The sequence below is a fragment of the Ruegeria sp. AF3 genome, from assembly GCF_056536285.1.
Window position 1 is genome coordinate 1,343,813 of sequence record NZ_JBQFJM010000001.1, and the last position, 22,958, is coordinate 1,366,770.

Annotated in this window: 16 protein-coding genes and 1 tRNA gene; 9 read left to right on the forward strand and 8 right to left on the reverse strand. The window is 55.3% G+C overall.

Annotation, left to right across the window (positions count from 1 at the left end; translation table 11 throughout):
• Positions 1–2 precede the first annotated feature (2 nt).
• The 7 genes from ACR3FC_RS06780 to ACR3FC_RS06810 form a co-directional block, all read right to left on the reverse strand.
• On the reverse strand, positions 3–6,881 hold the full coding sequence (locus ACR3FC_RS06780) for a GAF domain-containing protein (RefSeq protein ID WP_480474017.1): 6,879 nt from the start codon (positions 6,879–6,881) through the stop codon (positions 3–5).
• A 499-nt stretch (positions 6,882–7,380) separates the two neighbouring features.
• A complete protein-coding gene (locus tag ACR3FC_RS06785) occupies positions 7,381–9,318 on the reverse strand; it encodes an adenylate/guanylate cyclase domain-containing protein (RefSeq protein WP_480474018.1) in 1,938 nt (645 codons plus the stop codon).
• Positions 9,319–9,331: 13 nt separating this feature from the next.
• Positions 9,332–9,790: a hypothetical protein gene (locus ACR3FC_RS06790; protein ID WP_480474019.1), complete on the reverse strand. Its 459-nt coding sequence runs from the start codon at positions 9,788–9,790 to the stop codon at positions 9,332–9,334.
• 552 nt (positions 9,791–10,342) lie between these two features.
• Positions 10,343–10,419 (reverse strand) — tRNA-Arg (locus ACR3FC_RS06795).
• Between the two features lie 64 nt (positions 10,420–10,483).
• The gene (locus tag ACR3FC_RS06800) at positions 10,484–11,869 is read right to left on the reverse strand and encodes an ATP-binding protein (protein ID WP_480476829.1); all 1,386 of its coding nucleotides are present in this window, start codon (positions 11,867–11,869) and stop codon (positions 10,484–10,486) included.
• A 15-nt stretch (positions 11,870–11,884) separates the two neighbouring features.
• Positions 11,885–13,303, reverse strand: a complete 1,419-nt coding sequence (locus ACR3FC_RS06805) for a dihydrolipoyl dehydrogenase family protein (protein ID WP_480474020.1) — start codon at positions 13,301–13,303, stop codon at positions 11,885–11,887.
• A 3-nt stretch (positions 13,304–13,306) separates the two neighbouring features.
• Complete coding sequence (locus ACR3FC_RS06810) at positions 13,307–14,038, reverse strand: TVP38/TMEM64 family protein (RefSeq protein WP_480476831.1); 732 nt, start codon at positions 14,036–14,038, stop codon at positions 13,307–13,309.
• A 296-nt stretch (positions 14,039–14,334) separates the two neighbouring features.
• Between ACR3FC_RS06810 and rpmH the strand changes: the two genes are divergently transcribed.
• From rpmH to yidD, 3 genes are read left to right on the forward strand one after another with little or no spacing between them, the layout of a single operon-like run.
• A complete protein-coding gene (gene rpmH / locus ACR3FC_RS06815) occupies positions 14,335–14,469 on the forward strand; it encodes a 50S ribosomal protein L34 (protein ID WP_005980833.1) in 135 nt (44 codons plus the stop codon).
• Positions 14,470–14,495: 26 nt separating this feature from the next.
• Positions 14,496–14,921 (forward strand): ribonuclease P protein component, encoded by a 426-nt coding sequence (gene rnpA, locus ACR3FC_RS06820; protein ID WP_480474021.1) that lies wholly within the window; start codon positions 14,496–14,498, stop codon positions 14,919–14,921.
• The gene (yidD, locus tag ACR3FC_RS06825) at positions 14,918–15,151 is read left to right on the forward strand and encodes a membrane protein insertion efficiency factor YidD (RefSeq protein WP_480474022.1); all 234 of its coding nucleotides are present in this window, start codon (positions 14,918–14,920) and stop codon (positions 15,149–15,151) included. The genes rnpA and yidD overlap by 4 nt, the downstream gene beginning before the upstream one ends.
• Here yidD and ACR3FC_RS06830 read toward each other — a convergent pair.
• A complete protein-coding gene (locus ACR3FC_RS06830; protein WP_480474024.1) occupies positions 15,148–16,083 on the reverse strand; it encodes an alpha/beta fold hydrolase in 936 nt (311 codons plus the stop codon). The two genes, yidD and ACR3FC_RS06830, sit on opposite strands and share 4 nt — an antisense overlap.
• A 114-nt stretch (positions 16,084–16,197) precedes the next feature.
• Between ACR3FC_RS06830 and ttcA the strand changes: the two genes are divergently transcribed.
• The 6 genes from ttcA to argB all read left to right on the forward strand — a co-directional run bounded on the left by ttcA (position 16,198) and on the right by argB (position 22,956).
• Positions 16,198–17,091 (forward strand): tRNA 2-thiocytidine(32) synthetase TtcA, encoded by an 894-nt coding sequence (gene ttcA / locus ACR3FC_RS06835; RefSeq protein ID WP_480474025.1) that lies wholly within the window; start codon positions 16,198–16,200, stop codon positions 17,089–17,091.
• A 44-nt stretch (positions 17,092–17,135) separates the two neighbouring features.
• Positions 17,136–18,692 carry a putative bifunctional diguanylate cyclase/phosphodiesterase gene (locus tag ACR3FC_RS06840; protein WP_480474026.1) on the forward strand — a complete coding sequence of 519 codons (1,557 nt, stop codon included), beginning with the start codon at positions 17,136–17,138 and terminating at the stop codon, positions 18,690–18,692.
• Between the two features lie 126 nt (positions 18,693–18,818).
• The gene (gene yidC / locus ACR3FC_RS06845) at positions 18,819–20,648 is read left to right on the forward strand and encodes a membrane protein insertase YidC (RefSeq protein ID WP_480474027.1); all 1,830 of its coding nucleotides are present in this window, start codon (positions 18,819–18,821) and stop codon (positions 20,646–20,648) included.
• Positions 20,645–21,382: an MOSC domain-containing protein gene (locus ACR3FC_RS06850; protein ID WP_480474028.1), complete on the forward strand. Its 738-nt coding sequence runs from the start codon at positions 20,645–20,647 to the stop codon at positions 21,380–21,382. Before yidC ends, ACR3FC_RS06850 begins: the two co-directional genes overlap by 4 nt.
• Positions 21,379–22,032 (forward strand): ribosome biogenesis GTP-binding protein YihA/YsxC, encoded by a 654-nt coding sequence (yihA, locus tag ACR3FC_RS06855; protein WP_480474029.1) that lies wholly within the window; start codon positions 21,379–21,381, stop codon positions 22,030–22,032. Before ACR3FC_RS06850 ends, yihA begins: the two co-directional genes overlap by 4 nt.
• Before the next feature lie 60 nt (positions 22,033–22,092).
• Positions 22,093–22,956: an acetylglutamate kinase gene (argB, locus tag ACR3FC_RS06860; protein WP_480474030.1), complete on the forward strand. Its 864-nt coding sequence runs from the start codon at positions 22,093–22,095 to the stop codon at positions 22,954–22,956.
• The last annotated feature ends 2 nt before the right edge of the window (positions 22,957–22,958 follow it).

The following is a 22,958-nucleotide window of genomic DNA, read 5'->3' on the forward strand; positions in this document are numbered from 1 at the left end:
GATCACCTTCTTATTCTTGGGGAATTTAACAGGGCTTCGATTAGGACAGGTACGCGGATCGGTTTGGTGATATAGTCGTCCATCCCTGCATCCAGGCACATCTCACGGTCCCCCTGCATTGCGTTCGCGGTCATCGCGATTATACGAGGGCGACTTCCTTCGGGGAGCGCTTTGTTGATACGTCGTGACGCTTCCAAACCATCCATTTCGGGCATCTGCACATCCATGAAAACGACGTCGTATTTTTGACGGTTCACGCTTTCGACAGCCTCGGCACCGTTGCTGGCCAAATCAGCGCGATAGCCCATCTGCTCCAGTAGGCGCAGTGCAAGTTTCTGGTTCACCAAATTGTCCTCGGCCAGCAAAATTCGCAGTGGATGTCGCGTTGCCATATCCGGATCTGTTTGGGGTTTGTCCTGTAGTTTGGACGGCTTTACTCGTACTTTTTCAGTCGCGAACAATGTAACCAAGGTATCGAACAGGTGGGATTGGCGCAAAGGTTTGGCAAGGTTGGCAGCAAAGAGCCCTTCCTCCAGATCTACTTCGCGCGGGCCAAGTGAACTGAAAAGGATTAGTGGCAAACCCGGCTTCTTGGCGCGAACCTTTTTGGCGAGATCTGCTCCATCCATTTCGGGCATATGCATGTCGAGAATGGCCAAATCGAACTCGACGCCTTGTTCAAGTATGCTCAGCGCCTCTGACGGAGATTCACGCGTCGTGGTCTGCGTGCCCCATTTCTCAGTTTGAAGAGCGAGGATTTTACGATTGGTGGCATTGTCGTCCACCATCAAAATTCGCTTGCCTTCGAGTTCAGGCTGAACGCCGACAAGATTGCGGGAAGAAGACTTAACTGGCTTTGCAGGTTTTGCCTGGATTTTGAAAACAAAGGTGGAACCGCTCCCCTCGCCATGGCTTTCAGCCCACATGGTCCCACCCATAAGTTCGGCGAGGCGTTTCGAGATCGCAAGACCCAGACCAGTGCCGCCATATTTTCTGGTCGTGGAACTATCTGCCTGACTGAAAGATTGAAATAATCGGCTCATGCCCTTTTGGGACAGGCCGATTCCAGTATCTCGGACTTTGAACGTCAGTTCGAGCGATCCCTGCACCTCGGCGGATTGTTCAACAGACAGAACCACTTCGCCGCTTTCGGTAAACTTCACTGCGTTAGAAAGGAGATTCAGCAGAATTTGCCGCAATCTGGTCAGATCTGCGCTAATCGCCAGGGGCAGTGTGTCATCGAACTCATAAGCCAAATCGAGCTGTTTCTCGGCAGCTTTACCGCTGACTAAATCGAGGGCGCTTTCTATGCATTCGCGCAGGTCGAACGGATGGTTTTCGATATCCATCTGCCCGGCTTCAATTTTCGAGAAGTCGAGGATCTCGTTGATGATGCCCAACAGCGCATCGCCGCTATCGCGGATGGTATTGGCATAGTCACTTTGTTCTGCGTCCAACTCTGTGTCCATCAACAGCCCGCTCATACCGATTACGGCGTTCATTGGCGTTCGAATTTCGTGGGACATCGTCGCCAGGAAGGCGCTTTTTGCTTCGTTTGCTTCTTCAGCAACCTTTCGCGCCTCTTCGGCCTCACGGAACAGACGCACGTTTTCGATGGCAATCACCGCCTGATCTGCAAATGAGTAGGCGAGGTCGATCTCATCTTTGGTGAAAGCGCCGGCTGATTTTCGAGCGAACACCAACACACCCAGACACGCCTTGCCTTTCATAAGTGGCAGCAACAAAGCTGCGCGCACGCCATGCCGGTCATACGTAATCTGTTCGAACGGTGAGAGTTCGAGTGTATCCCAATCCGGTAGATGGAGCATCTTCTTCTCATGCAGAACCTGCGCGGGAAAGCTGGACATCGGATCCGGGTCGATAGGAAAACTTTGGTTGCCTTCAAGGGTAGCAACACCTTCTGCACTAACCCGCGCAAGCACCTCGAACGTGTTATCTTGCGCGGTCATAGCTGCAACCATATCAGAGGAGACCAACCGCACACCTGCTTTTGCGATTGCCTCGAAGACTGGCCTGATGTCGTCAGGAGATTGGCTGATCACCCGTAGAATGTCCGCACTCGCAGTCTGACGTGCCAGGGAAGCCTGAGTTTCATTAAACAGGCGAACATTTTCCAGCGCGATGATGGCCTGATCAGCGAAAGACTCGGCAATGGCGACTTCATTTTCGCTGAAAACTTTGGCCGTTTTTCGGATGAATACCAAGGCACCGAAACATTCCGTCCCGCGCATCAGAGGCACCGTCAGCGAAGACTTGAACCCTTTCCTGCGGATGATCTCTTGATCGCGCGGGGGTAGCTCATCGTATCGCCATTCGGGCAAATGCAAGGTCTTGCCGTTCTTGATTGCCTTGGACGGCAAATTGTCTTCGGGATCAATCGGCAGGCGCTCGGTCCATGTGATTTCTTCGACGCCATCGGGTGTCGCGGCGGCGATTTGCCAAAGTTCAGTCTTGTTCGCCTGAATAGCAATCGACAGGTCGCAATCTATGAGGGTCGTCGCCAGCGCGACAATCTTTTCAAAAACCGGTTTGGTATCGGTTGGGGATTCAGAGATTACCCTTAACACGTCCGCACTTGCCGTTTGGCGCGCGAGTGCGGTTTGAGTATCGTTGAAGAGTTGCGAATTCTGAATTGCTATTATCGCTTGGGACGCGAATGTCTCCATCTGCTTGATTTGCTTCTCGTTAAAAGCAGCGGTGGTTCGACTCCCCATGCTGATAACGCCAATTGTCTCGCCATCTCGTATCAGTGGCACGGAAAGAACGGATCGATAGCCTTCGAGATTGGACTTGAGAAGTGGGTCATAGTTGGGGTCAGCCTGCGTGTCCTTTACATAGTCAGCCCTTCCATGCAGAAGGGCACGTGCTGTGGCCGATGTTTCTCCTGGTTCGAAAGGATACGCTTTTATGAAGTCAGCGAATTTTCCAGACAAATTGTGCCCGGCAAAATAGTGGTACTTCCCATCTTCGGGCATCTTAAGCGCCAGGAAAGCATCCTGTAGGCGGCAGATGCGAGACGAAACGGCCAACAACGCTTCCAGTACAGGCTCTAATGCGTCGGGAGATCGGGAAATAACTTCGAGTACCTCGCTTGTGGCTTTTTGGTACTCCAAAGACTCCTCAACTTCGGCGGTGCGTTTTTGCACTTCCTCGAATAATTGCGTGTTGTTAATCGCGATCAAAGCCTGCGAAGCAAAGGTTTCCAGCAGGTTGATCTGTTTGGCGCTAAATGCCGAAGCCTGCCTGTGCGCCATGACGATAACACCAAGCGTGCGACCATTTTTGACAAGTGGAACCCCGAGAGTGGTGAGATAATCGCCTATCTCGGCAGCCTGTTTCCAAGTGTAAGTTGGGTCGTTTCGAGTATCTTCTATGTAGACTGTCTTTCCATGCAATGCAGTTCGCCCGATGCACGAGCCTTCTTCAGGAGCTATCGGATTATCCGTCAGAAACTTCAGAAATGCCTCGCTTACGTTATGAGACATCACGACACGATAAAGCCCATCGTCTGCATCCCGCATGGCAAAAAATGCGTACTCTGGCGAGCAGATGCGCGAAGCAACCTCCAGGATGGCGTCCAACACTGGCGGCAGGTCGTTGGGTGAACGGGAGATAACATCTAGTACTTCAGACGTAGCTGTCTGGTACTTTAATGTCTCTTCAGCTTCGGCGGTACGAGCTTGAACTTCTTCGAATAACTGAGTGTTGTTGATCGCAATCACGGCCTGTGCCGCAAAAGTCTCTAAGAGTGAAATTTGCTTTGCGTTGAATGGTGCGACTTTGTCGTGGCATAGGACTATAACACCGACTACTACTTTGCCCTTGATCAGAGGGACACCTAACAGCGAGCGGTATTTTCCGATACGGGCCGCCTCTTTCCACTCGTATTCTTCAGCTTCGGTATCCTTGTAATATACTGTTTCTCCTCGTGCTGCTGTTTGGCCAATACCGCTTCCATGACCGGCTGGCACCGGGTTGTTTTTTATGAACCTCATGAAATCACTGTCAAATTCCAGCGTGATATCAGTGTGGTATAGACTATCCTCTGGATTGAGGATCGAAATCGCGGCGTATTTTGGTTCACAGATTCGGCTTGCAACCCTCAAGACTTCCTCAAGCACCGGTTCCAGCTCGTTTGGGGATCGCGAAATGACCGACAACACATCAGATGTGGCCGTCTGGTATTCAAGCGATTGAACTACTTCCGCAGTGCGTTCCTCGACCTCGCGGAAAAGACTCGCATTCGTAATGGCGATAGTGGCTTGATCTGCAAAAGTTTCCAGCAACTGTATCTGCTTGGTAGAAAACCCCGATACCTCGGGGGACCCGATTGAAATGACACCTACGACATCGCCGTTCTTGATCAACGGCACTCCGAGCACGGATCGGTATTCACCGACGCCGCTTTCTTCCATCCAAGTATAAGAAGAATCCTTTTCAACATCTTCGATATAGATTGTGCGCTTCGCCAGAATGGAACGCCCGCTTACACCGCTTTCATCAGGCGAAATAGGATGAGCTTTGACATATTCCGCAAAGGTGGTGTCCTGCGTAAGTATCGCATGAACATGAAAAAGCTGATCGTCGAGGTTCAACATTGCAACATAGGCATCCTGCAATTCGCAGATACGCGACGCTTCTTTGAGGATAGCATCGAGAACGGGTGCCAGCTCGTTTGGCGACGACGAAATCACCCGCAGTACTTCAGATGTAGAGGTCTGATATTCCAAAGCCTGCGTAACTTCCGCCGTCCGGTCCTGTACTTCCCGGAACTGACGGACGTTTTCCATTGCGATCACGGCCTGAGCTGCAAAGGTTTGGACCAGTGCCACATCATCATCTGAGAAAGGCGCAACTTCACGGCGATATAGTACGATCACCCCTAGACCGGTGCCGTTCTTCATCAACGGAACTGCCAGAACCGAGCGGGCTCCTTCAATCTCAACCATCTGAACCCGTTTTGGGTCTCGGTCCTTGAAATAAAGCGGGTCATCCGCGATATCATCCTGGCGAATAACTTGGCCATCGATCATTGGTCTGATCGCGATCAATTCAGTGCGCGTTAACGGCTCCTCAAAATTTTTCAGCGCTTCGTCAAAATCGGTTCTTGCGCCAATATTTGCCGGGATCGTTGCGAGCCCTCGTTCGTGATCAGCGATACACAAGAAGGCGAGTGGCGCTTTGCACAGACGGCTGGAGTTTTCGAGAATGCTTTGGAATACAGGTCTTTCGTCGTCGCGGCTACGGCTTATGACTTCGAGGATTTCTCGCGATGCTTTTTCGCGCTCAAGTCGTTCCTGAACCTCTCGAAATTGGCGCGTGTTTTCTATCGCTATGACTGCGTGTTTGGCGAACTCTTCGATGAATTGCACGTCGGGATCAGAAAACGGGCGGACTTCGCGGCGGCTAACCGCAATAGCACCTATCGCTTGTTCCCCCTGCATCAAGGGCACAACAACCCGTGACCTGATGCCTTCGACCTCGACCATTGTAACAGCAGTAGGATCACCCGAGCGGTAGAACTCAGTGTCGGCGATGTCCTCGACTCGTACAACCTTGCAATTTCGTATCGCCGCCGCCGCCGTAACCGAACCATCGAGAGGCCACTCTTCTCCCAATTCGACGTCGGTTCTATCGTGCCCCCATGCACCGGCCAATTGAATATGGGTTCCCGCAGCGTTGACCAAAACCAGCGCCGCCTGATCCGCGTCACAGATTTCCGTGGCTTGCTGAAGTACGGCTTCAAAGACTCGTGCGTCATTGTCCCGGCTTTTGCTGATAACACTCAGGACCTCTTGCGTCGCCACTTGGCGTTCCAGTTGAGTATGCAGCTCTTTCATTTGACGTGTGTTGTCGATTGCAATCACAGCCTGGGCCGCAAAGCCCTCGACCAAAGAGATCTCATCTTCAGTAAATGGCCGCACTTCATGCCGGTAAATCCCAATGACGCCTACTGGGTCACCATTTGTCGACATCAAAGGAACCGTAAGAAACGAACGGACACCTTCCTCATCAACCAGTTGCCGGCGCCAGGGATCCCCGTTGATGTAGTGTTCCGTCTGGCGCAAATCGACATTGTGAATGACGCGCGCTTCCCGCACGGACTCGGCAATTTGTAAATTTGAGTCCAGGGACCAGCGATCCACGCCGACCTTGTATGTAGCCAATTGATCGCCAAAATGGGCCGCGTATTCCAAATGAGTTCCTGCCTCATTTAGCAGGCTCAACGTGGCTACATCTGTTTCGCAAAGCCGTGCGGTGTTTTCCAAGATCGTCTGAAATACCGGCGCTTCATCATCCCGAGACCGACTGATCGTCTCCAGAACATCACGCGTGGCACCTTCACGAGCCAGACGCACCTGCAACTCGCTAAACTGTCGAACATTTTCAATTGCAATGACCGCTTGCGCGGCGAAAGTTTCAACCAGCTGCACCTGATCGTCGGAATAAGGTCGTACCTCATCCCGTGCCAACATCAGGCATCCGATTGCGCTACCACCCACTTTCAATGGAACAAAGAGATTGCTCCTGCACCCATGAGTGTCAACAATGAGCTTAAAGCGCTCATCTCCCGATTTATGAAAATCGGTGTCCCCCATATCGACAACACGTTTTGTCTCGCCACTTAGAATAGTGTCAGTCACAATGGAGTTGCCTGGCTCCATCGTGTATTTGCCGTCGAGCCAGAGTTGCTGAATATCCGGGTGTAGATTAACGCTGGCAACCAGTTGCTGACGAGCATCCCCTTCTTGCCCGAGTACCAGACCGGCAAAAAAGGCATCACAGAGATCTTTTGCCAGCGTTACAATCAGGTCGCATACTGGCTGGACGTCATCCTTGGTCTCGGAGATCGCCTGCATAACCCGCGCGGTGGCTTCAAACCGAGCCTGTTGATCATCCGCGCTGAGCCCCCTGCTTTGCGAGGATGACGACGCTGAATCAGCAGGCTCTCTTGATACCTTTTTTCGACCCACTTGCGTTCGTGCCCCCCCACGCAAACCAATGAAACACACAAGACTGGAGTTTAGAGGGCATACGATAGAAGTCACAGAGTTTCTTTGTGGGTCGTGTTTCATGCGGTTCGGGCGATGCCGGTATGGTGTGGCCTTGGGAAGATCCGCACAGTCAAAAAGAAAGCCGCCCTATTTGCCAAAAAGGTGTCCTAAATAGGAGCTGTGTTAAACTTCCCAGAATACTCAAACATCGCTGTTGTATGTCTTCTTTGGGCTGGAAACAGTCGTCGCCGATTGAAGCAATGAGCGATTGCTTAGAACCTTTCGAGGACATTGCGCTAAAATTGGATTGGCCCTTGGCACGATTTGTCTGCGATAGTTTCGAGCTTTGGCGTCCTGACCAACTCTACGGCTTAACACCAGCTTTCTTCAAGCCTTCGACCAAAAGCGCATTGTGTTCGGGTAGACGGAAGAGGATCAAAGCTCCGGAGACAATGCTGTCTAGGAACGCTGGGGCGAAATCCGCCAGCGCCTGCTCATGTGGCAGGCCTGCTTCGGCGCGCCCGAGGTGGGCGGCACTGGCGATCATAAGAGCCCGGCGGATCGGCGCACGCGGCGTCATCTGAATGGCGTGCTCACCCCAACGCATTGCGTCTTCAAAATCAGCGTCGGCGAAGGCAGCTTGGGCGAGCGCCAGATAGGCGTCTCCTACCCAGAGGTCAGTGTCGCGTGGGGAAAGCTGGAGGGCAAGGTGGGCATGTTCGCGCGCCTGTGTGGTTCGGCCGACCAAAGATTCATGCCAGGCCATGAAGAAGATGTTCCGGGCAAAGTTCGGGTTCAGTGTGAAGCCCAAACTGAAGTCGGCGTTGGCCCCGTCAAAATCTCCACGGAAATGACGAACCATACCGCGAACGCATAAGGCGCGCGGGTCGAGTTGACCACCAAGAAACAGAGGTTCAACGCTTTTATCAGCTAGGCCCAGGTTTTCGGTGGGGTCCTCATCGAACTGGTATAGATAACGCATCAGGTAGGCAAACGCTTTGATCCAATGGGCCTGGACGTTGCGCGGGTCGAGATCAATGGCGCGATCAGAGACCGATATGACCTCATCGAACTTATCCTGAGAGTAGAAGCCTCCCGCGTAGAAGATCGCCATTGCACGTAGCGAGAGGTCGTAGGAGTTGAAGTCGATATCTCGAGCCACAGACGCGCGATCTATTTCGGCAATGGATATCTGGGGGGCGATGGCGCCGACCACGCTGCGTGTAATCTCATCCTGTAACGCGAAGATGTCGTCTAGCGTGCGGTCGTAGCGCTCGGCCCAAACATGGGCTCCATTTGTGCAGTCGATGAGTTGGGCAGTAATGCGTACGCGGTTTTGGGCTCGACGGAGGCTACCCTCTAGCATGTAGCGAACACCGAGTTCTCGAGCGATATCTATATGGGTGACGGGGCGACCCCTGAACGAAAATGAGGAGTTGCGGGCGATGACGAAAAGCTCGGGAAAGCGCGAGAGCTCTGTGATGATGTCTTCGGAAACGCCGTCACAGAAGTATTCCTGTTCTGGATCATTGGACATGTTCTGGAAGGGCAAGACAGCGATGGAGGGTTTGTCAGTGGGTTGAGATTGGTTTTGCGTGGAATCTGATTTGCCCTCCATCGCCAATTTGTAGGCGCGAACTGGCTCGGAGATGTTTTTGAGCGCTACTTCGCCAAGGTCTATGATGTCGTGTTCGATTTTGCCTCGAACCTGCCGGCATGCGTCGTCAGACAGTATGACACCGCCTGGGTCAGCGATGCCTTCGAGTCTTGCGGCAAGATTAACACCCTCGCCATAAATGTCGCCCTCGTCCAAGATTACGTCTCCAATGTGCAACCCTATTCGGAAGCTGATCCGGCTTTCGGTGGGGCTCTCGGCTTCGGCGGCGTGCAGCGCCTTCTGGAGCGTCGCTGCGGCCTCAACGGCAGAAACGACCGAGCTAAAAAGTGCAAACAGGCCATCACCGGTAAGCTTGATAATCTCACCTCCGGCACTTTCGATACTTGGATTGATGATGTCCCGTCGTAGGTCTTTGAGACGAGCAAGTGTTCCCGCCTCGTTAGCCGCCATAAGCCGTGAGTAGCCGACCATATCGGCGGCAAGTATGGCGGCAAGTCGGCGTGTCATGCGCATTTCCCAATAGCAACCTTTTTTCGAATCTATCAAGTTCGGCAGTAGTGTGCCAACTTTCGAGAATGTCCGCTTCGGGCTGCCACCGGTCATTAATGTGAAAAGTAACGAAAGGCGACAACAAGCCCAATGCGGGCTTTGCCAACCTTTCAAATCAGCATCATCCCCGACCATTTCAGTTCGAGTTTCAATCCCTAGCGGGCAAGGCAACCTCGCCTTCCCAGTCAGAAATACGGTGCGGTAGCGCCAGGAGTTTTGACGCCACACGTGTTTTGGTCGTTCCACTTCCAGTCATCCCCGAATATTTGCCGGTGGAGGAAACAATCCGCCAGTTGTTGACGCCGAAGGCAACAACCTCCCATCTCATGGTGAACGTGTCCTCTTCTTCACCATAAACACAGACGCCACCGCCGCTGACACCGCTGGGTCCGCCGAAACCCGAGCCCACGCACCGGACAAAACCAGGATCGATTGGTCCCTCGTCAACGGTATAAGTCCCATAGTTGTCCTCTTTCCAGAACACGTCCTCGCCCGCGGAAATTTGCTCTTGGTTGACGACATAGAAGTTCGTTGCCGACACTTTCTCTGCAGCAGTCAGACAATGAGGCGCAAAGAGAACTGCGGGGATAAGCATTGAACGCAACATGTTGTTTCCTTCGACAGTGGGGCAAAACCAGCATGATAGAGACTACGAAATTTATTGCTAGGAAAGGAACGCATAGCCGGACCTGAAAAGTCAGCTTCGTCCCGCATCTCAGAGATTGCAAAGCTTAGTGATGAAGGTCCGCTTTGGGCTGATTGTGGTCCTTTAGAGCAAGAATGCGGATGGCTGCAAAGTCCGCATTGCGGATAATCATCGGAATGGATCGGGTGTCTGCGTGGACTTCAAAGCGGTCTTTCGTGCTAAGTGCGCCAAATGGCCAAGCAGCTGATGTACTCTTGGCGTAACGAGTTTGTAGCCGCGCGGGAGTGGCCATATCTCACCTGACCTATCAGTCAAAAAGTCCAGATACCCCGCGCTTGGTATGCGTGGGGTATAAACAAAACCGTGCGGCGTCCGGGTGAGGCCGGGGGGTGGGGTGCGACATTCGGACTCACTCGGCATCGCAGGGGTAAACCGGCAAGCGTTTCGAATTTAGTGGCAGATCAGGGGCAGGAAAACGTTGATCGGAATTTCGTCAATGTTTTCAGTACCAAGTGGCGGACCGAGGAGGATTCGAACCCCCGACCCCTTGATTCGTAGTCAAGTACTCTATCCAGCTGAGCTATCGGTCCGCGTTGGTGAGGCGCTGTTTAGACCTGTGGTCAAAGACGTGCAAGCCGATTCTTCAAAAAAAAATCAAAAAGTCATGTCTCCGCGCGGAAGCCTTATTTCAAAGATCGTTCCTTCGGGCCCGGTCTCTTTCAGTGTCAGGTTACCGCCATGCCCGCGCACCAGTTCCTGAGAGATTGCAAGGCCCAGGCCAGAGCCTCCTTTGCGGACCCCACCCTGAAACGGTGTGAACAGGTTTTCACGTGCTTTTGGCAGAAGACCCGGCCCGGTGTCGCGAATTTCAAGACACCATGCGTCCTGATATTCACACCCGGCAATAGTGATATGCCCCGGTTGACCCGAAGCTTCCAACGCCTGTCTTGCGTTACGCACGAGGTTCATGATGACACGAAACAACTGCTCAGGGTCGGCGCGGGCGATCAGATCTTCAGGCACTTCGTTCACGATCTCGACGCAGCCCCCTGCGACTGCCAGCTGTTCGCTGGTGGCGACGTCAGCCGCAATTGTCCGTAGGGGCACCATCGTCAAAGTGGGCGCAGGTTCTTCTGCACGGCCGAATGCCAATGTGCTTTCACACAGCGATACAGCACGGGTGATCGAATTCACTAACTTCGGAGCCATTCGCCGGACCAGCGGGTCATCACTGGATTCGATCCTGTCCGTGAACAGCTGCGCCGATGTCAGGATGTTACGCAGGTCATGACTGACCTTTGCAACCGCCCCACCCAGTTGCGCCAGCCGCTCGCGCTGTTTGAGCGCCTGCGTCAGTTCCGTTTGCAACATCTTCAGCGCTTCTTCGGCCTCGCGCAATTCCGTCACTCTGGAATTCGGCGAGATGATGCCGCGCGCATCCTCGGGTGCGCTGGCATAGCGCTGCATATATCCCACTACGCTTTTGATTGGGCGAACAAGAACCACGCGCACCGCAAGGAACAGTAAAGACGCCGTGATGATTGAGATGACAAAGGACAGCCCCAGAATGCGCAGGCCGTAGTCAACCATCGCCATACGCAGGGGGGCGCTGTCGATCGTAACCTCAATCAGCAACCCCGCGCCCTTGACCGGCTCGCCAATGATACGGATGACTTCATTTTCGGGTATGAATATCCGGCTCACCGCGTCCCGGATCAAAATCCACGGACCGGCATCCCGTAGATCGAATGTTTTGGTGATTGCCTCGGGAATTGGTGACGACAGCATGAGTTGGCGGACTTCATCCCGACGCAACACAACGTTGTAGACACCGGCATTCGCCAGCAGTTCTGCCTCAAGATCTTCGGCCAGCATATCGTCAGCCAACAACGCCAGCGATGCGATCTGGGCGCGTTCCAGACGGTTTAGCAGGAAATCCTCGCGGAACCGGGCAATCGACGGGACAAAGATCAAGATTTCGGCCAACATAACGAAGACCGTCGTCAGGATCAGAAATCGGCCCGACAGCGAGTTCAAAATACGCTCCTCTTCAGGTCAGGGAATCCAGCGCTGGACGAACCTGACCACACGTTTAACTGTCTGATTCTCAAACAGCCTTGGAGAGAAATAAGCGCCAGCAACGCGTTTGTTAAGCTCTCCGATTGTCGGATAGGGTGAAACCATAGCAGCGATCTGCCCCATCTTCAGATTATTGGCCAAAGCCAGCGACCACATGTTGATCAACTCGCCCGCCTGATGGCCCACAATCGTGGCGCCGACTGGCCTGCCCTTCACCACCATGACCTTTATGAACCCTTTGGTTTTGCGCTCGGCCAAAGCGCGGTCATTGTGGTGATAATCAAAGCGCGCAACCTGCACCCTGTCGCCATGCCGGTCGCGGGCCTGAGCTTCGGTCAGACCAACCTGCGCCAGTTCAGGATCGGTGAACGTTGCCCATGGGATATGCGCCGTTTTCGCCCTAGCGGGCAGGCCGAACAAGGCGGATCGAATGATGATACCCGCATGATACCCGGCTACATGGGTGAATTGCAGCCCCCCCAAGACATCGCCAATCGCATAGACCCGGCGGTTTGACGTCCGCAAGCTGTCATCCGTCTTGATCCCGGTTCGGGTGCGGTCAATTCCTGCCGCGGCCAAGTTCAGACGCTCGATATTGGCTTTGCGCCCTACGGCGATCAAAAGGTGAGAGCCCCTGTGAATATCGCCATTCTCGGTCACGATTTCCACAACGCCTTCCCTTCCGCGAATCTGGGCCACCACGGCATTTTCGTGGACCATAACACCTTCGCCGCGCAAAGCCTCCAGCACCACGGACGCGGCCTCGGGGTCGTCTTTGCCCAATGCCTTCTGCCCTTCAACAACTGTTACCTTGCTGCCCAACCGGACATGAGCCTGCGCCATTTCCATACCCACCGGACCACCGCCAATGATCAGCAAGTGTTCCGGACGCTCGCGCAGGTCGAAGATGGTTTCATTTGTTTGATAAGGCACTGTGTCCAGTCCCGGGATCGGCGGAACCATTGGCGACGACCCGGTTGCAATCACGATCCGGCGCGCGGTGATGACATGATCTCCGGCCTGCACCTTGGTCGGGGAGATAAAGCTGCCGAACTCGCGGATCACCTTGACACCCAAACCTTCGAAGCGTTCCTGGCTGTCCATCGGTTCGATTTGGGCAATCACATCCCGCACATGATCCTTCGCCGCCGCATAGTCGATCCGAGGGTTTACGTCGGCCACGCCAAACGGGCCGGAATGCGCCTGACCAAAGGCCGCTTTGCCGCTTGCAATCAGCGCTTTCGACGGGACGCAGCCGAAGTTCAGGCAGTCGCCGCCCATCTTGTGCCCTTCCAGAAGGATCACCTTCGCACCCATCTGGATGGCACCGGCCGCAACCGACAACCCTCCGGACCCGGCCCCAATGACCAGGATATCTGTCTTGAGGTGTTGCATGGGTCAGGCGTCCTTTCCGCCACGCAGGGACTTGATGACAATCGGCAAAGCAGCCAGCACACACAAGCCGACAATGGGGCCAATAACGAAGGGTTCCCACAACAAAGAAACGTCCGGTGTTTCACCACGGTCGAACACACCGCCCAGCCCAACGCCGATCCAGGTGTAAACGATACCCCCCGGGATAATGCCCAGCGCCGTCGTGATCAGAAAATTGCGAAATTTGACGCCCACCAGCGCAGGCACCAGATTGGCCACAAAGAACGGCACAACCGGGACAAGCCGCAGCAGGAACAGCACCGAGATTTCGTTCTCGCGCAACCTGTCCTTCAGCTTCCCAATCGTCCCCTTTGAGGCATCCAACCGGGCCGTCAATGCATTGCCCAACCCCCAGCGGGCGGCCAAAAAGATGGCCGATGCGCCTATAGTGGCCGAAAATACATTGAACACCGTTCCGGCAAACAGTCCAAACAGGAACCCACCGGTCATCGAGGCGACAGCTGCCCCGGGCAGCGAAAACGCGACGATCACGATATAGACGGCAACGAACCCGGCCACCATGGCCCAATAGTTTGCGTCCCGCCACGCCAGCAACGCTTCGCGGTTGTCGCGCAGGGTTTCGAAAGTCAGGTAATCACCCAGCGTGAAAAACCCCACCGCGGCGACACCGAGAATCACCAGCAAAGGGATTTGGCGCGCCAACCCGTTTCGTGGAACGTGGCTTGTTTCGGACATCTGGTCTTCCGGTTCTTCTTGTTTCATCTTACGCCCAACATGCGCTGCATGCGCTTTTGGCAACAGGGGGTTCACGGGGCCTTGATCTATGCGGCCGCGAACGTGACAGTTTCAGACGATAATCGACCGATTTGAAATCTTTTCAGCAATCGGTTTACAGAATTGTTGCAAAAGCCGCGAAAACCGGACCGTTGGGGTTTGACTTACACTTCGCTTGGCAGTAGAGGACGGGCTTCGAACACTAGGGCCAGGCGAATCCGCGCCGCACCCGACCGCTATAGATTGGAGACGGAGCGATGAAACGCACCTATCAGCCTTCGAACCTGGTTCGCAAACGCCGCCACGGTTTCCGCGCGCGCATGGCCACAAAAGCCGGCCGCAAGATCCTGAATGCGCGCCGCGCCCGCGGCCGCAAATCGCTGAGCGCGTAAAACCGCCCACTGATCAGGGTATGAACATGATGCCGCCGGAGGCCCCTGAGGATGGTAAGAACCACCCCGGGAATACGCCCCCGGCGGCTTCTGTTTGTCTACCCACATCTCTGACGATCCTAAAAAAAAGAGCCGATTTCCTGAAAGCCGCGCGCGCGCGCAGACAGGGAACGTCTTCGATGATGGTGCAGGCCCGCCGACGCGCTCCGGATGAAGCGGTCGGGCTGCGCGTTGGCTTTACCTGCTCAAAGAAAGTCGGAAATGCCGTGGCCCGCAATCGTGCCAAGCGCCGCCTGAGAGAAGTCGCACGGGCGGTCTTGCCTGTGTCCGGTCTTGAGGGATGGGACTATGTGCTGATCGGGCGGGCTGATGTAACCGCCGATCTCCCTTATGACGTCCTGCTGAGCGACTTGCGGTATGCGCTTCGCAAAGTGCATGCGGGCCACAAATGACCTTCCTGTCCCATATCGTCGCCCTGCCCGTTCGCGCGTACCGGCTGATTTTCAGCCCCTGGGTTGGTTTCAATTGCCGCTATCAGCCCACATGCTCGGCCTATGCGCTGGAAGCATTGGAAAAACATGGCGCGATCCGGGGATCATGGCTGGCTGCGCACCGGATATGCCGGTGCCATCCCTGGGGCAGTGACGGTTACGATCCGGTGCCCGACAATACAGACCCTTAAATCAACGCCAGATTGCCGCGGTCGGTGAAGCTGCGGGTCGGAATGACCTCTCGGTCCAGTTTTCCCATCAATGTATGGTGCAAGTCTTCGAAAAACCGGGGCGAGTCAAAATACCAGTTGTGTGTCGCGGAAGGCCCGTCCCCGTATTCATCGCGGGTATTTTTGAAATAAGACCCGCAATACAGATTAACCGCTTTCTCGGGCCGGTCGTTTGGCATTCCGACACGGCCCAGTCGGCGCGATACTCCGACACGCTTAACCTCTGAAATCGACAAAACCTCGTCAAACGGGCTGTAATAGCATGTCAGCCTAGTACAACGTCGCATCAGAGAGGACGTCTTGGAACTGCCATCGCGGAACGATTTCGCGGATACATCCGCCGCGACAAACGCGATCTGGCTGGTCATCCAGCTGTGTTGCGCGGTTTCGTGGTCGTCATCGGCATAATCCATGGCTTCGCGCACCAAGAACGTGCCCATGGAATGTGCCAGAACATGGACGTTGTACCGGCAATCCGCAGTCTGCATGCGGGACAGCCGCGTGATCCCGTGACTGAACAATTTCTCAGCCGCACGCCGCGCGTCAGCCCGGTCAACGTTATAGCCCAGAACAGATCCATCGCTTGGCCAGTCATAACTGATGACCACACCGTTAAAGCCATGCATCTCAAGACCGGTGCGAATTTTGCGGTGACGTTCCAGCATCTGGTATTGCTCGGTATTGAACCCGTGCACGAAGACAACAATATGCCCGTTCTCGGTAGCCGTCGCCCCGGCTTCGGCCTGAATCCGGCTTATCCATTGAGATTGCGGTATTTCATGCTGCCGTGCCGGTTGCCCGACATTCCCCGGAATAGCCAGATATCGCGCGGCGCCCATCTTGTTTGAATAGTGATCGCCGCTTCGGGCGCGGACGGAAAAGAAATAGTCCATAATATACCTCCTGAAAAATACGCGCAGGGTAACACGGGTGTAACTACTCTCCAAATGCGGTTGATCCAGCTTCTACGCCTTGCCCGGGCCTTCGGTCCGCTGTAACCACGGCGCATGTTTGATGATGCAGACGATATCCACCCGCTGTTTGCCGGCGCGCCCTCGACAACCGAGTTCAAGAAGCTGCGTAAACGCATTGTGCGCCAGACCCGTGAAGCGATCGAGCAATACGGGATGGTGGATCCGTCCGCCCACGACAAGGATGGCAAGCCTCCCCGCTGGCTGGTCTGTCTTTCGGGTGGCAAGGACAGCTATACATTGCTGGCCGTTCTCTACGAGCTCAAGTGGCGGGGCCTGTTGCCTGTCGATCTGCTGGCCTGCAATCTGGATCAGGGCCAGCCGGGCTTTCCGGCGACGGTCCTGCCCGAGTTTCTGGGTCGAATGGACGTGCCGCATCGGATCGAATATCAGGACACATATTCCGTTGTGATGGACAAGGTTCCGCAGGGCCGGACCTATTGCGCCCTGTGTTCCCGTTTGCGCCGTGGCAACCTCTATCGCATCGCGCGCGAGGAAGGGTGCTCGGCGGTCGTTCTGGGGCATCACCGCGACGATATCCTTGAGACGTTTTTCATGAACCTGTTCCACGGCGGCCGCCTGGCCACGATGCCACCGAAACTGGTGAACGAAGAAGGCGATCTTTTTGTATTCCGCCCGCTCGCCCATGTCGCCGAAGCCGATTGCGAGAAATTTGCAAAGGCGATGCAATACCCGATCATTCCCTGTGACCTGTGCGGCAGTCAGGATGGGTTGCAGCGCCAGCAGGTCAAACAGATTCTGGATCAATGGGAAAAGAACAGCCCGGGTCGGCGACAGGTTATGTTCCGAGCGTTAACAAACGCGCGGCCATCGCACCTTCTGGATGGAAAGCTGTTTGATTTCATTAACCTTTCACTAAATTCCGACGAAAAATCTGGGAACTTAGAAGAGATTCCGCTTCTGCGTTAACGACTGACTTAGACTGGTTTCATAGGCTTTGCCTTGTGCAGATCATGCCCAAGGCCAGAAAGCTGATGCGGAACCATCCCCTTACCGACCGTTTTGTCCATTCGTTGAAAACCGTTCTGGGCGGCCCAGCCGCGCTGGCCTTTGTTCCTGCGCTTTGTCTGAGTGCGTTTTGGATTGGGGGTGAACAGGCCCTGGTTGCACTGGCCCTGATTTTGCCTCTGATCGTCGCAGGCATCAATGCATTCGCAGCCAATCCGTCGCGTAAAGGGCTTTGGCGCCCCGGCGGTCTGCTGTCAAAGGACCAGTTTGAAACAGTTTTGGAGAAGGTATTTGCCGACGCCCGCCTGAAGGGGGAAAACTCGGCCTGTTTCGCGGTGGTTCTGGATGACTTCACGCAATTGCTTGATCTGCACGGACAGGCGGCGGCAAACCACGTTGCACAGCAATTCTGCTCGCGCGTTTTGTCCATGATCCGCTCCAATGATTGCGCAACCCGGATGGGTGGAAACAGGATGATGGTTGTTCTGCACCCGGCACGGCAACTGGATCTGGAAGCATGTATTCAGATGTCGGGCCGTATGCAAAACGCCGTTGAAGACCCCATCATGTTGAATGGCACCGGCGTGTATATGTCCTGTTCCATTGGCTTTTGCCTGAGCAGCAATATCACTGACGGCTCGGCAATCGAATGGCAGGAAGCCGCAAATAACGCCCTTTTGGAGGCGCAACAAAACGGGCCTTCCACGATTCGCGCTTTTTCCTCTCAGACGCGCAGACGGGCGCAGGTCAGGATCAACTTGCGCAAAGAGTTCGAGGCGGCGCTGGACAGCGGTGAAATCCGCCCGTGGTTTCAACCCCAGATCTCCACCGATACCGGGCGTATCAGTGGGTTTGAGGCTCTGGCCCGCTGGGAACATCCGAAAAAAGGGGTTCTTGCCCCCAATGTGTTCCTGCCCTTTGCCGAACAGGCCGAACTGATGGACCGGCTGGGGCAGGCCATGCGGCATCATTCCTTCTCTGCAATGCGCGAATGGGATCGGTCCATGCTGTCGGTGCCGCGCATCGGGATCAATTTCTCATCTGACGAACTGCGCAATCCGGGCCTGATCGACCGTCTGAAATGGGAATTGGATCAATTCGATCTGACTCCTGACAGGCTGGCGGTCGAGGTGTTGGAAACCGTGTTCTCCAGACGGCCCGACGATGTCATCACCCGCAACGTCACCGGGCTTGCCGCAATGGGGTGCTGTATTGATCTGGACGATTTCGGGACAGGACATGCCTCGATCGGTTCTATCAAACGGTTCAACGTATCCCGTATCAAGATCGACAGGTCATTTGTTGCCAAAGCGGATCTGGACCCAAGCCAGCAACAGCTTGCCAGCGCCATTCTGATGATGGCGGAACGTTTGCATCTGGAAACTTTGGCCGAAGGTGTCGAAACACCGGGTGAACACGCTCTGATGGCCCAACTGGGTTGCGATCATGTTCAGGGGTTTGGCATCGGCAAACCCATGCCATTTGAGAAAACCAAGGATTGGATCTCGTCTTACCGCAACAAGATCGAAGGAGTTCCAAAAATCGGGCGGCAAACGCGGTAGGGAACCGGAAATCGTGACAAAGAAGACCCCTCCGTGACGAAATGACGGGCGATTCCGCTTGACCTTTGGGTCTGCACTCTGTTGAACCCTGCGGGTGTCTTTCACTGCTCAAGGTGGCTGTCCCCGATGGACGATCAGAACAAGAACCTTATCCTCGCAACCGCGCTCAGCTTTCTCGTGATCCTGGTCTGGTTCGTGCTGTTCCCCCCTCCGGAACAAACGATAACGCCGGATCAGGCTGAAATAACCAGCGTCGAAGGCAGGGAGGTTCAGACGCCCAGCACAGCCGATAACAGCACTGTCGGAGAGGCAACCGCGGCAGCTGCCGAAGCTGAACCCGAGGCCGAAGCGCCCCGCATCAATATCGACACGCCTCGCCTGACCGGTAGCCTGTCCCTTGCTGGCGGTCGGATCGACGAGCTGTCTTTGAAAGACTACAAGGTCTCACTGGCCGAGGATTCTCCGATTGTCGAGCTGTTGTCGCCGGTCGGGTCGCAATCCGCCTATTACGCCCTCTATGGTTGGGCCCCCGGCGCGGGCCTGACCGGTACAGACGTACCCGGACCAAATACCATCTGGATGCTTGAGCAGGGTGAAACCCTGGGTGTTGACACACCTGTGACACTGGCCTGGGAAAACGGCAATGGACTGACATTCCGCCGCACCATTGCGGTTGACGAGAACTATATGTTCACGGTCACGCAATCTGTCGAAAACGCCACCGGAACCGAAGTTGGACTGGCACCTTATGGCATTCTTGCGCGCCACGGCATTGGCGAAGACGGCGACCTGCCGGACCTGAAAAACTTCTTCATTCTGCATGAAGGTGTGATCGGTATGGCCGACGGCACTCTGACCGAAGTTGATTATGGCGACGTTCGTGATTTCGATATCGATCCGGACGAACGCGCGCAGGCCGAGGTATTCCAGGTCAAGGAAAACGGCTGGATCGGGTTCACCGATCATTTCTGGATGACCACGCTGATCCCGGAACCCGGTTCTGCTTTCAAGGCGGCTGCCAAATACGACTCGCGTCGCAAGATTTACCAGACAGAAACGGTACTTCCGACGCTGACCGTGGCACCGGGAACAACCGAGCAGGTGACAACGCAGCTGTTTGCTGGCGCAAAGGAATGGGAGACCATCCGCGAATACCAGGCTGACGGTGTGCAGAAATTCATCGACAGTATCGACTGGGGCTGGTTCTTCTTCCTGACCAAGCCGATTTTCTGGCTGCTGCACAACATTCATGCGCTGATCGGCAACATGGGTTGGTCCATTATTGGCCTGACGCTGATCATCAAGGCAATCCTGTTCCCGCTGGCCTTCAAGTCCTACGTCTCGATGGCGAAGATGAAGGAACTGCAACCGCAGATGGAAGCCCTGAAAGAAGCCGCGGGCGACGACCGCCAAAAGATGCAGCAGGGCATGATGGAGCTGTACAAGAAGGAAAAGGTGAACCCCGCTGCCGGTTGTTTGCCGATCCTGTTGCAGATCCCGATCTTCTTTTCACTGTACAAGGTGATCTTCGTCACAATCGAACTGCGTCAGGCACCGTGGTTTGGCCCCTTCCAGGACCTGAGCGCACCTGACCCGACCTCGATCATGAACCTCTTTGGCTTGCTGCCCTGGGCCGGCCCGCAACCGGATACCCTGATGGCGCTGATCTTTATCGGTATTCTGCCGCTGCTGCTGGGGATCTCGATGTGGCTGCAACAGAAACTGAACCCGGCACCAACCGATGCCACACAAGCGATGATCTTCGCGTGGATGCCCTGGGTCTTCATGTTCATGCTGGGCGGCTTTGCCAGCGGTCTGGTCGTGTACTGGATTGCGAACAACACGATCACCTTTACCCAACAGTATCTGATCATGCGCAGTCAGGGCTATTCGCCGGACGTATTCGGAAACATCAAATCCGGATTTAAGCGATTGCCGAACACGGACAAGAAATGAGCGGAACTGTTTCAGGCCTTTGGCGTCACCCGATCAAAAGCCATGGGCGTGAAGCCCTGAGCCTGATTACCCTCAACCCCGGGCAGACCATGCCCGGGGATCGCGTTTGGGCGGTTGCCCATGAAGCGACCAAGACCGACGGAACGGAATGGGCCCCGTGTGTGAATTTCAGCCGCGGTTCAAAAGCTCCCAAGCTGATGGCAATTTGGGCGAAACTGGACGGCGACCAGGTCACTTTGCACCACCCGGACCGCCCGGATCTGAGCTTTCACCCCGACACGGAGCAATCGGTTTTCCTGGATTGGGTAAAGCCGCTTATGCCTATAGACCGCGCTGCGTCTGCCCGAATTGTCCGGGTGCCCGGGCGCGGCATGACCGATACCGATTTCCCGTCAATCAGCCTGTGCAACATGGCCTCTCATCGCGCTGTTGAACAAAAGCTGGGCCAGTCTTTGTCTGCGGCGCGGTGGCGTGGAAACATCTGGTTCGAAGGCCTGCCTGAGTGGGATGAATTCGACTGGCTGGGCCGTGACCTTCGCATTGGCGAAACCGTACTCCGGGTTCGCGAGCGTATCACCCGCTGTCTGGCCACGACCGCAAATCCGGAAACCGGCGAACGCGACGCGGATACTTTGGGCGCGCTGAACAGCTGGGATCATCAGGATTTCGGTGTTTATGCAGAAGTTGTTCAGGGTGGTGAAATCCGTCTGAATGATACGCTGGAGTTGCTATGACCACGCTTCCGTTTCCGCTGGCTGAAGAGCCGGATGACTTCGCCAAAGAACGCGGTCGCAAACTGTTTGCCGGCCCGTCTGAATTTATCAAAGGCGTGGTCGCCATGACGGGCCTGCCCGCCCCTGACCGGTTGGAGGTTTGCTTTGCCGGACGCTCGAATGTCGGCAAATCCAGCCTGATCAACGCGCTAACCGGAACCAAGGGTCTGGCGCGTGCCTCGAACACACCTGGCCGCACGCAAGAAATCAACTTCTTCACGCAAGGCCCCGACCTCTATCTGGTGGACCTGCCGGGCTATGGGTATGCGAATGCACCGGTTAACGTGGTGGAAAAATGGCAGAAGCTTCTCAAGCAATACCTGAGCGGTCGTCAGACACTGCGCCGTGCCTTTGTCCTGATCGACGCGCGACACGGGGTAAAACCGGTCGACGCTGAAATCATGAAATTGCTGGATACCAGTGCCGTGACCTTTCAATGCGTTCTCACCAAGGCTGACAAGGTCAAGGCCAACGAGCGCGAAAAGGTTCTGGAGCAAACCCGCGCGGCCTTGTCCAAACATCCCGCAGCATTCCCGGAAATCGTCCTGACTTCGTCCGAAAAAGGCGACGGGATTCCGACCCTGCGCTCGATCATTGCACATCTGGAATAGCTTCGCCCTTGGCAGCGCGGTGCAAAGGCCCTAACACGGACGGTCAGAGGGACCTTAGCAATGAAGACACGTGACATGAACCGGGACTGGATCGCCACCGCAGCAACCCTGAACAGCGCATTGCCCTATCTGCAGCGCTATGATGGAGCCATCGTCGTCATCAAGCTGGGCGGGCACGCCATGGGCAGTGACGAGGCGATGGAGAGCTTTGCGCGCGATGTCGTCTTGATGCGTCAGGTCGGCGTGAACCCCGTCGTTGTGCATGGCGGTGGTCCGATGATCAACGCGATGCTGGACAAGCTGAATATCCAGTCCGACTTTGTGAACGGCAAGCGCGTGACCGACACGGCAACCGTCGAAGTTGTCGAGATGGTTCTGTCTGGCCTGGTGAACAAGCGCATCGTTCAGGCGATCAATGGTCAGGGCGGTTCGGCCGTGGGTTTGTCGGGCAAGGATGCAAACCTGATGATCTGCGACCAGACGGATGCGTCGCTGGGTTATGTCGGCACCCCTGCCGAGATGAACCCGAAAATCCTGCATGATCTGTTCTCACATGATGTGATCCCGGTAATCGCCCCGCTGGGTGCGGGCCGTGAGGGTGAAACGTTCAACGTGAACGGCGATACAGCAGCCGGGGCGATTGCCTCGGCATTGAAAGCTGACCGCCTTCTGCTGCTGACTGATGTCTCGGGCGTCAAGAACGCGGCTGGTGAAGTGGTGACCGAGCTGAAAGCCGGCCAGATCCGCGAGATGACCCGCGAAGGCACCATCGCAGGCGGCATGATCCCCAAGACCGAAACTGCCCTCGACGCCCTGCGCAGCGGCGTTCGGGCCGTCGTGATACTTGACGGGCGTGCGCCAAATGCGGTTCTGCTTGAACTGTTCACAGAACATGGCGCCGGGTCTCTGATACGGCCGGACTGATC

Bases quoted from the DNA above. Each gene is read 5' to 3' on its own strand.
- ACR3FC_RS06850 (WP_480474028.1), top strand. From the start codon at position 20,645: ATGAGCGGAACTGTTTCAGGCCTTTGGCGTCACCCGATCAAAAGCCAT.
- ACR3FC_RS06790 (WP_480474019.1), bottom strand. From the start codon at position 9,790: ATGTTGCGTTCAATGCTTATCCCCGCAGTTCTCTTTGCGCCTCATTGT.
- rnpA (WP_480474021.1), top strand. From the start codon at position 14,496: ATGATGCCGCCGGAGGCCCCTGAGGATGGTAAGAACCACCCCGGGAAT.
- ACR3FC_RS06780 (WP_480474017.1), bottom strand. From the start codon at position 6,881: ATGCAGGCGATCTCCGAGACCAAGGATGACGTCCAGCCAGTATGCGAC.
- rpmH (WP_005980833.1), top strand. From the start codon at position 14,335: ATGAAACGCACCTATCAGCCTTCGAACCTGGTTCGCAAACGCCGCCAC.
- ACR3FC_RS06785 (WP_480474018.1), bottom strand. From the start codon at position 9,318: ATGGTCGGGGATGATGCTGATTTGAAAGGTTGGCAAAGCCCGCATTGG.
- yihA (WP_480474029.1), top strand. From the start codon at position 21,379: ATGACCACGCTTCCGTTTCCGCTGGCTGAAGAGCCGGATGACTTCGCC.
- ACR3FC_RS06810 (WP_480476831.1), bottom strand. From the start codon at position 14,038: ATGTCCGAAACAAGCCACGTTCCACGAAACGGGTTGGCGCGCCAAATC.
- ttcA (WP_480474025.1), top strand. From the start codon at position 16,198: ATGTTTGATGATGCAGACGATATCCACCCGCTGTTTGCCGGCGCGCCC.
- argB (WP_480474030.1), top strand. From the start codon at position 22,093: ATGAAGACACGTGACATGAACCGGGACTGGATCGCCACCGCAGCAACC.
- yidD (WP_480474022.1), top strand. From the start codon at position 14,918: ATGACCTTCCTGTCCCATATCGTCGCCCTGCCCGTTCGCGCGTACCGG.
- ACR3FC_RS06805 (WP_480474020.1), bottom strand. From the start codon at position 13,303: ATGCAACACCTCAAGACAGATATCCTGGTCATTGGGGCCGGGTCCGGA.
- ACR3FC_RS06830 (WP_480474024.1), bottom strand. From the start codon at position 16,083: ATGGACTATTTCTTTTCCGTCCGCGCCCGAAGCGGCGATCACTATTCA.
- ACR3FC_RS06840 (WP_480474026.1), top strand. From the start codon at position 17,136: ATGCCCAAGGCCAGAAAGCTGATGCGGAACCATCCCCTTACCGACCGT.
- yidC (WP_480474027.1), top strand. From the start codon at position 18,819: ATGGACGATCAGAACAAGAACCTTATCCTCGCAACCGCGCTCAGCTTT.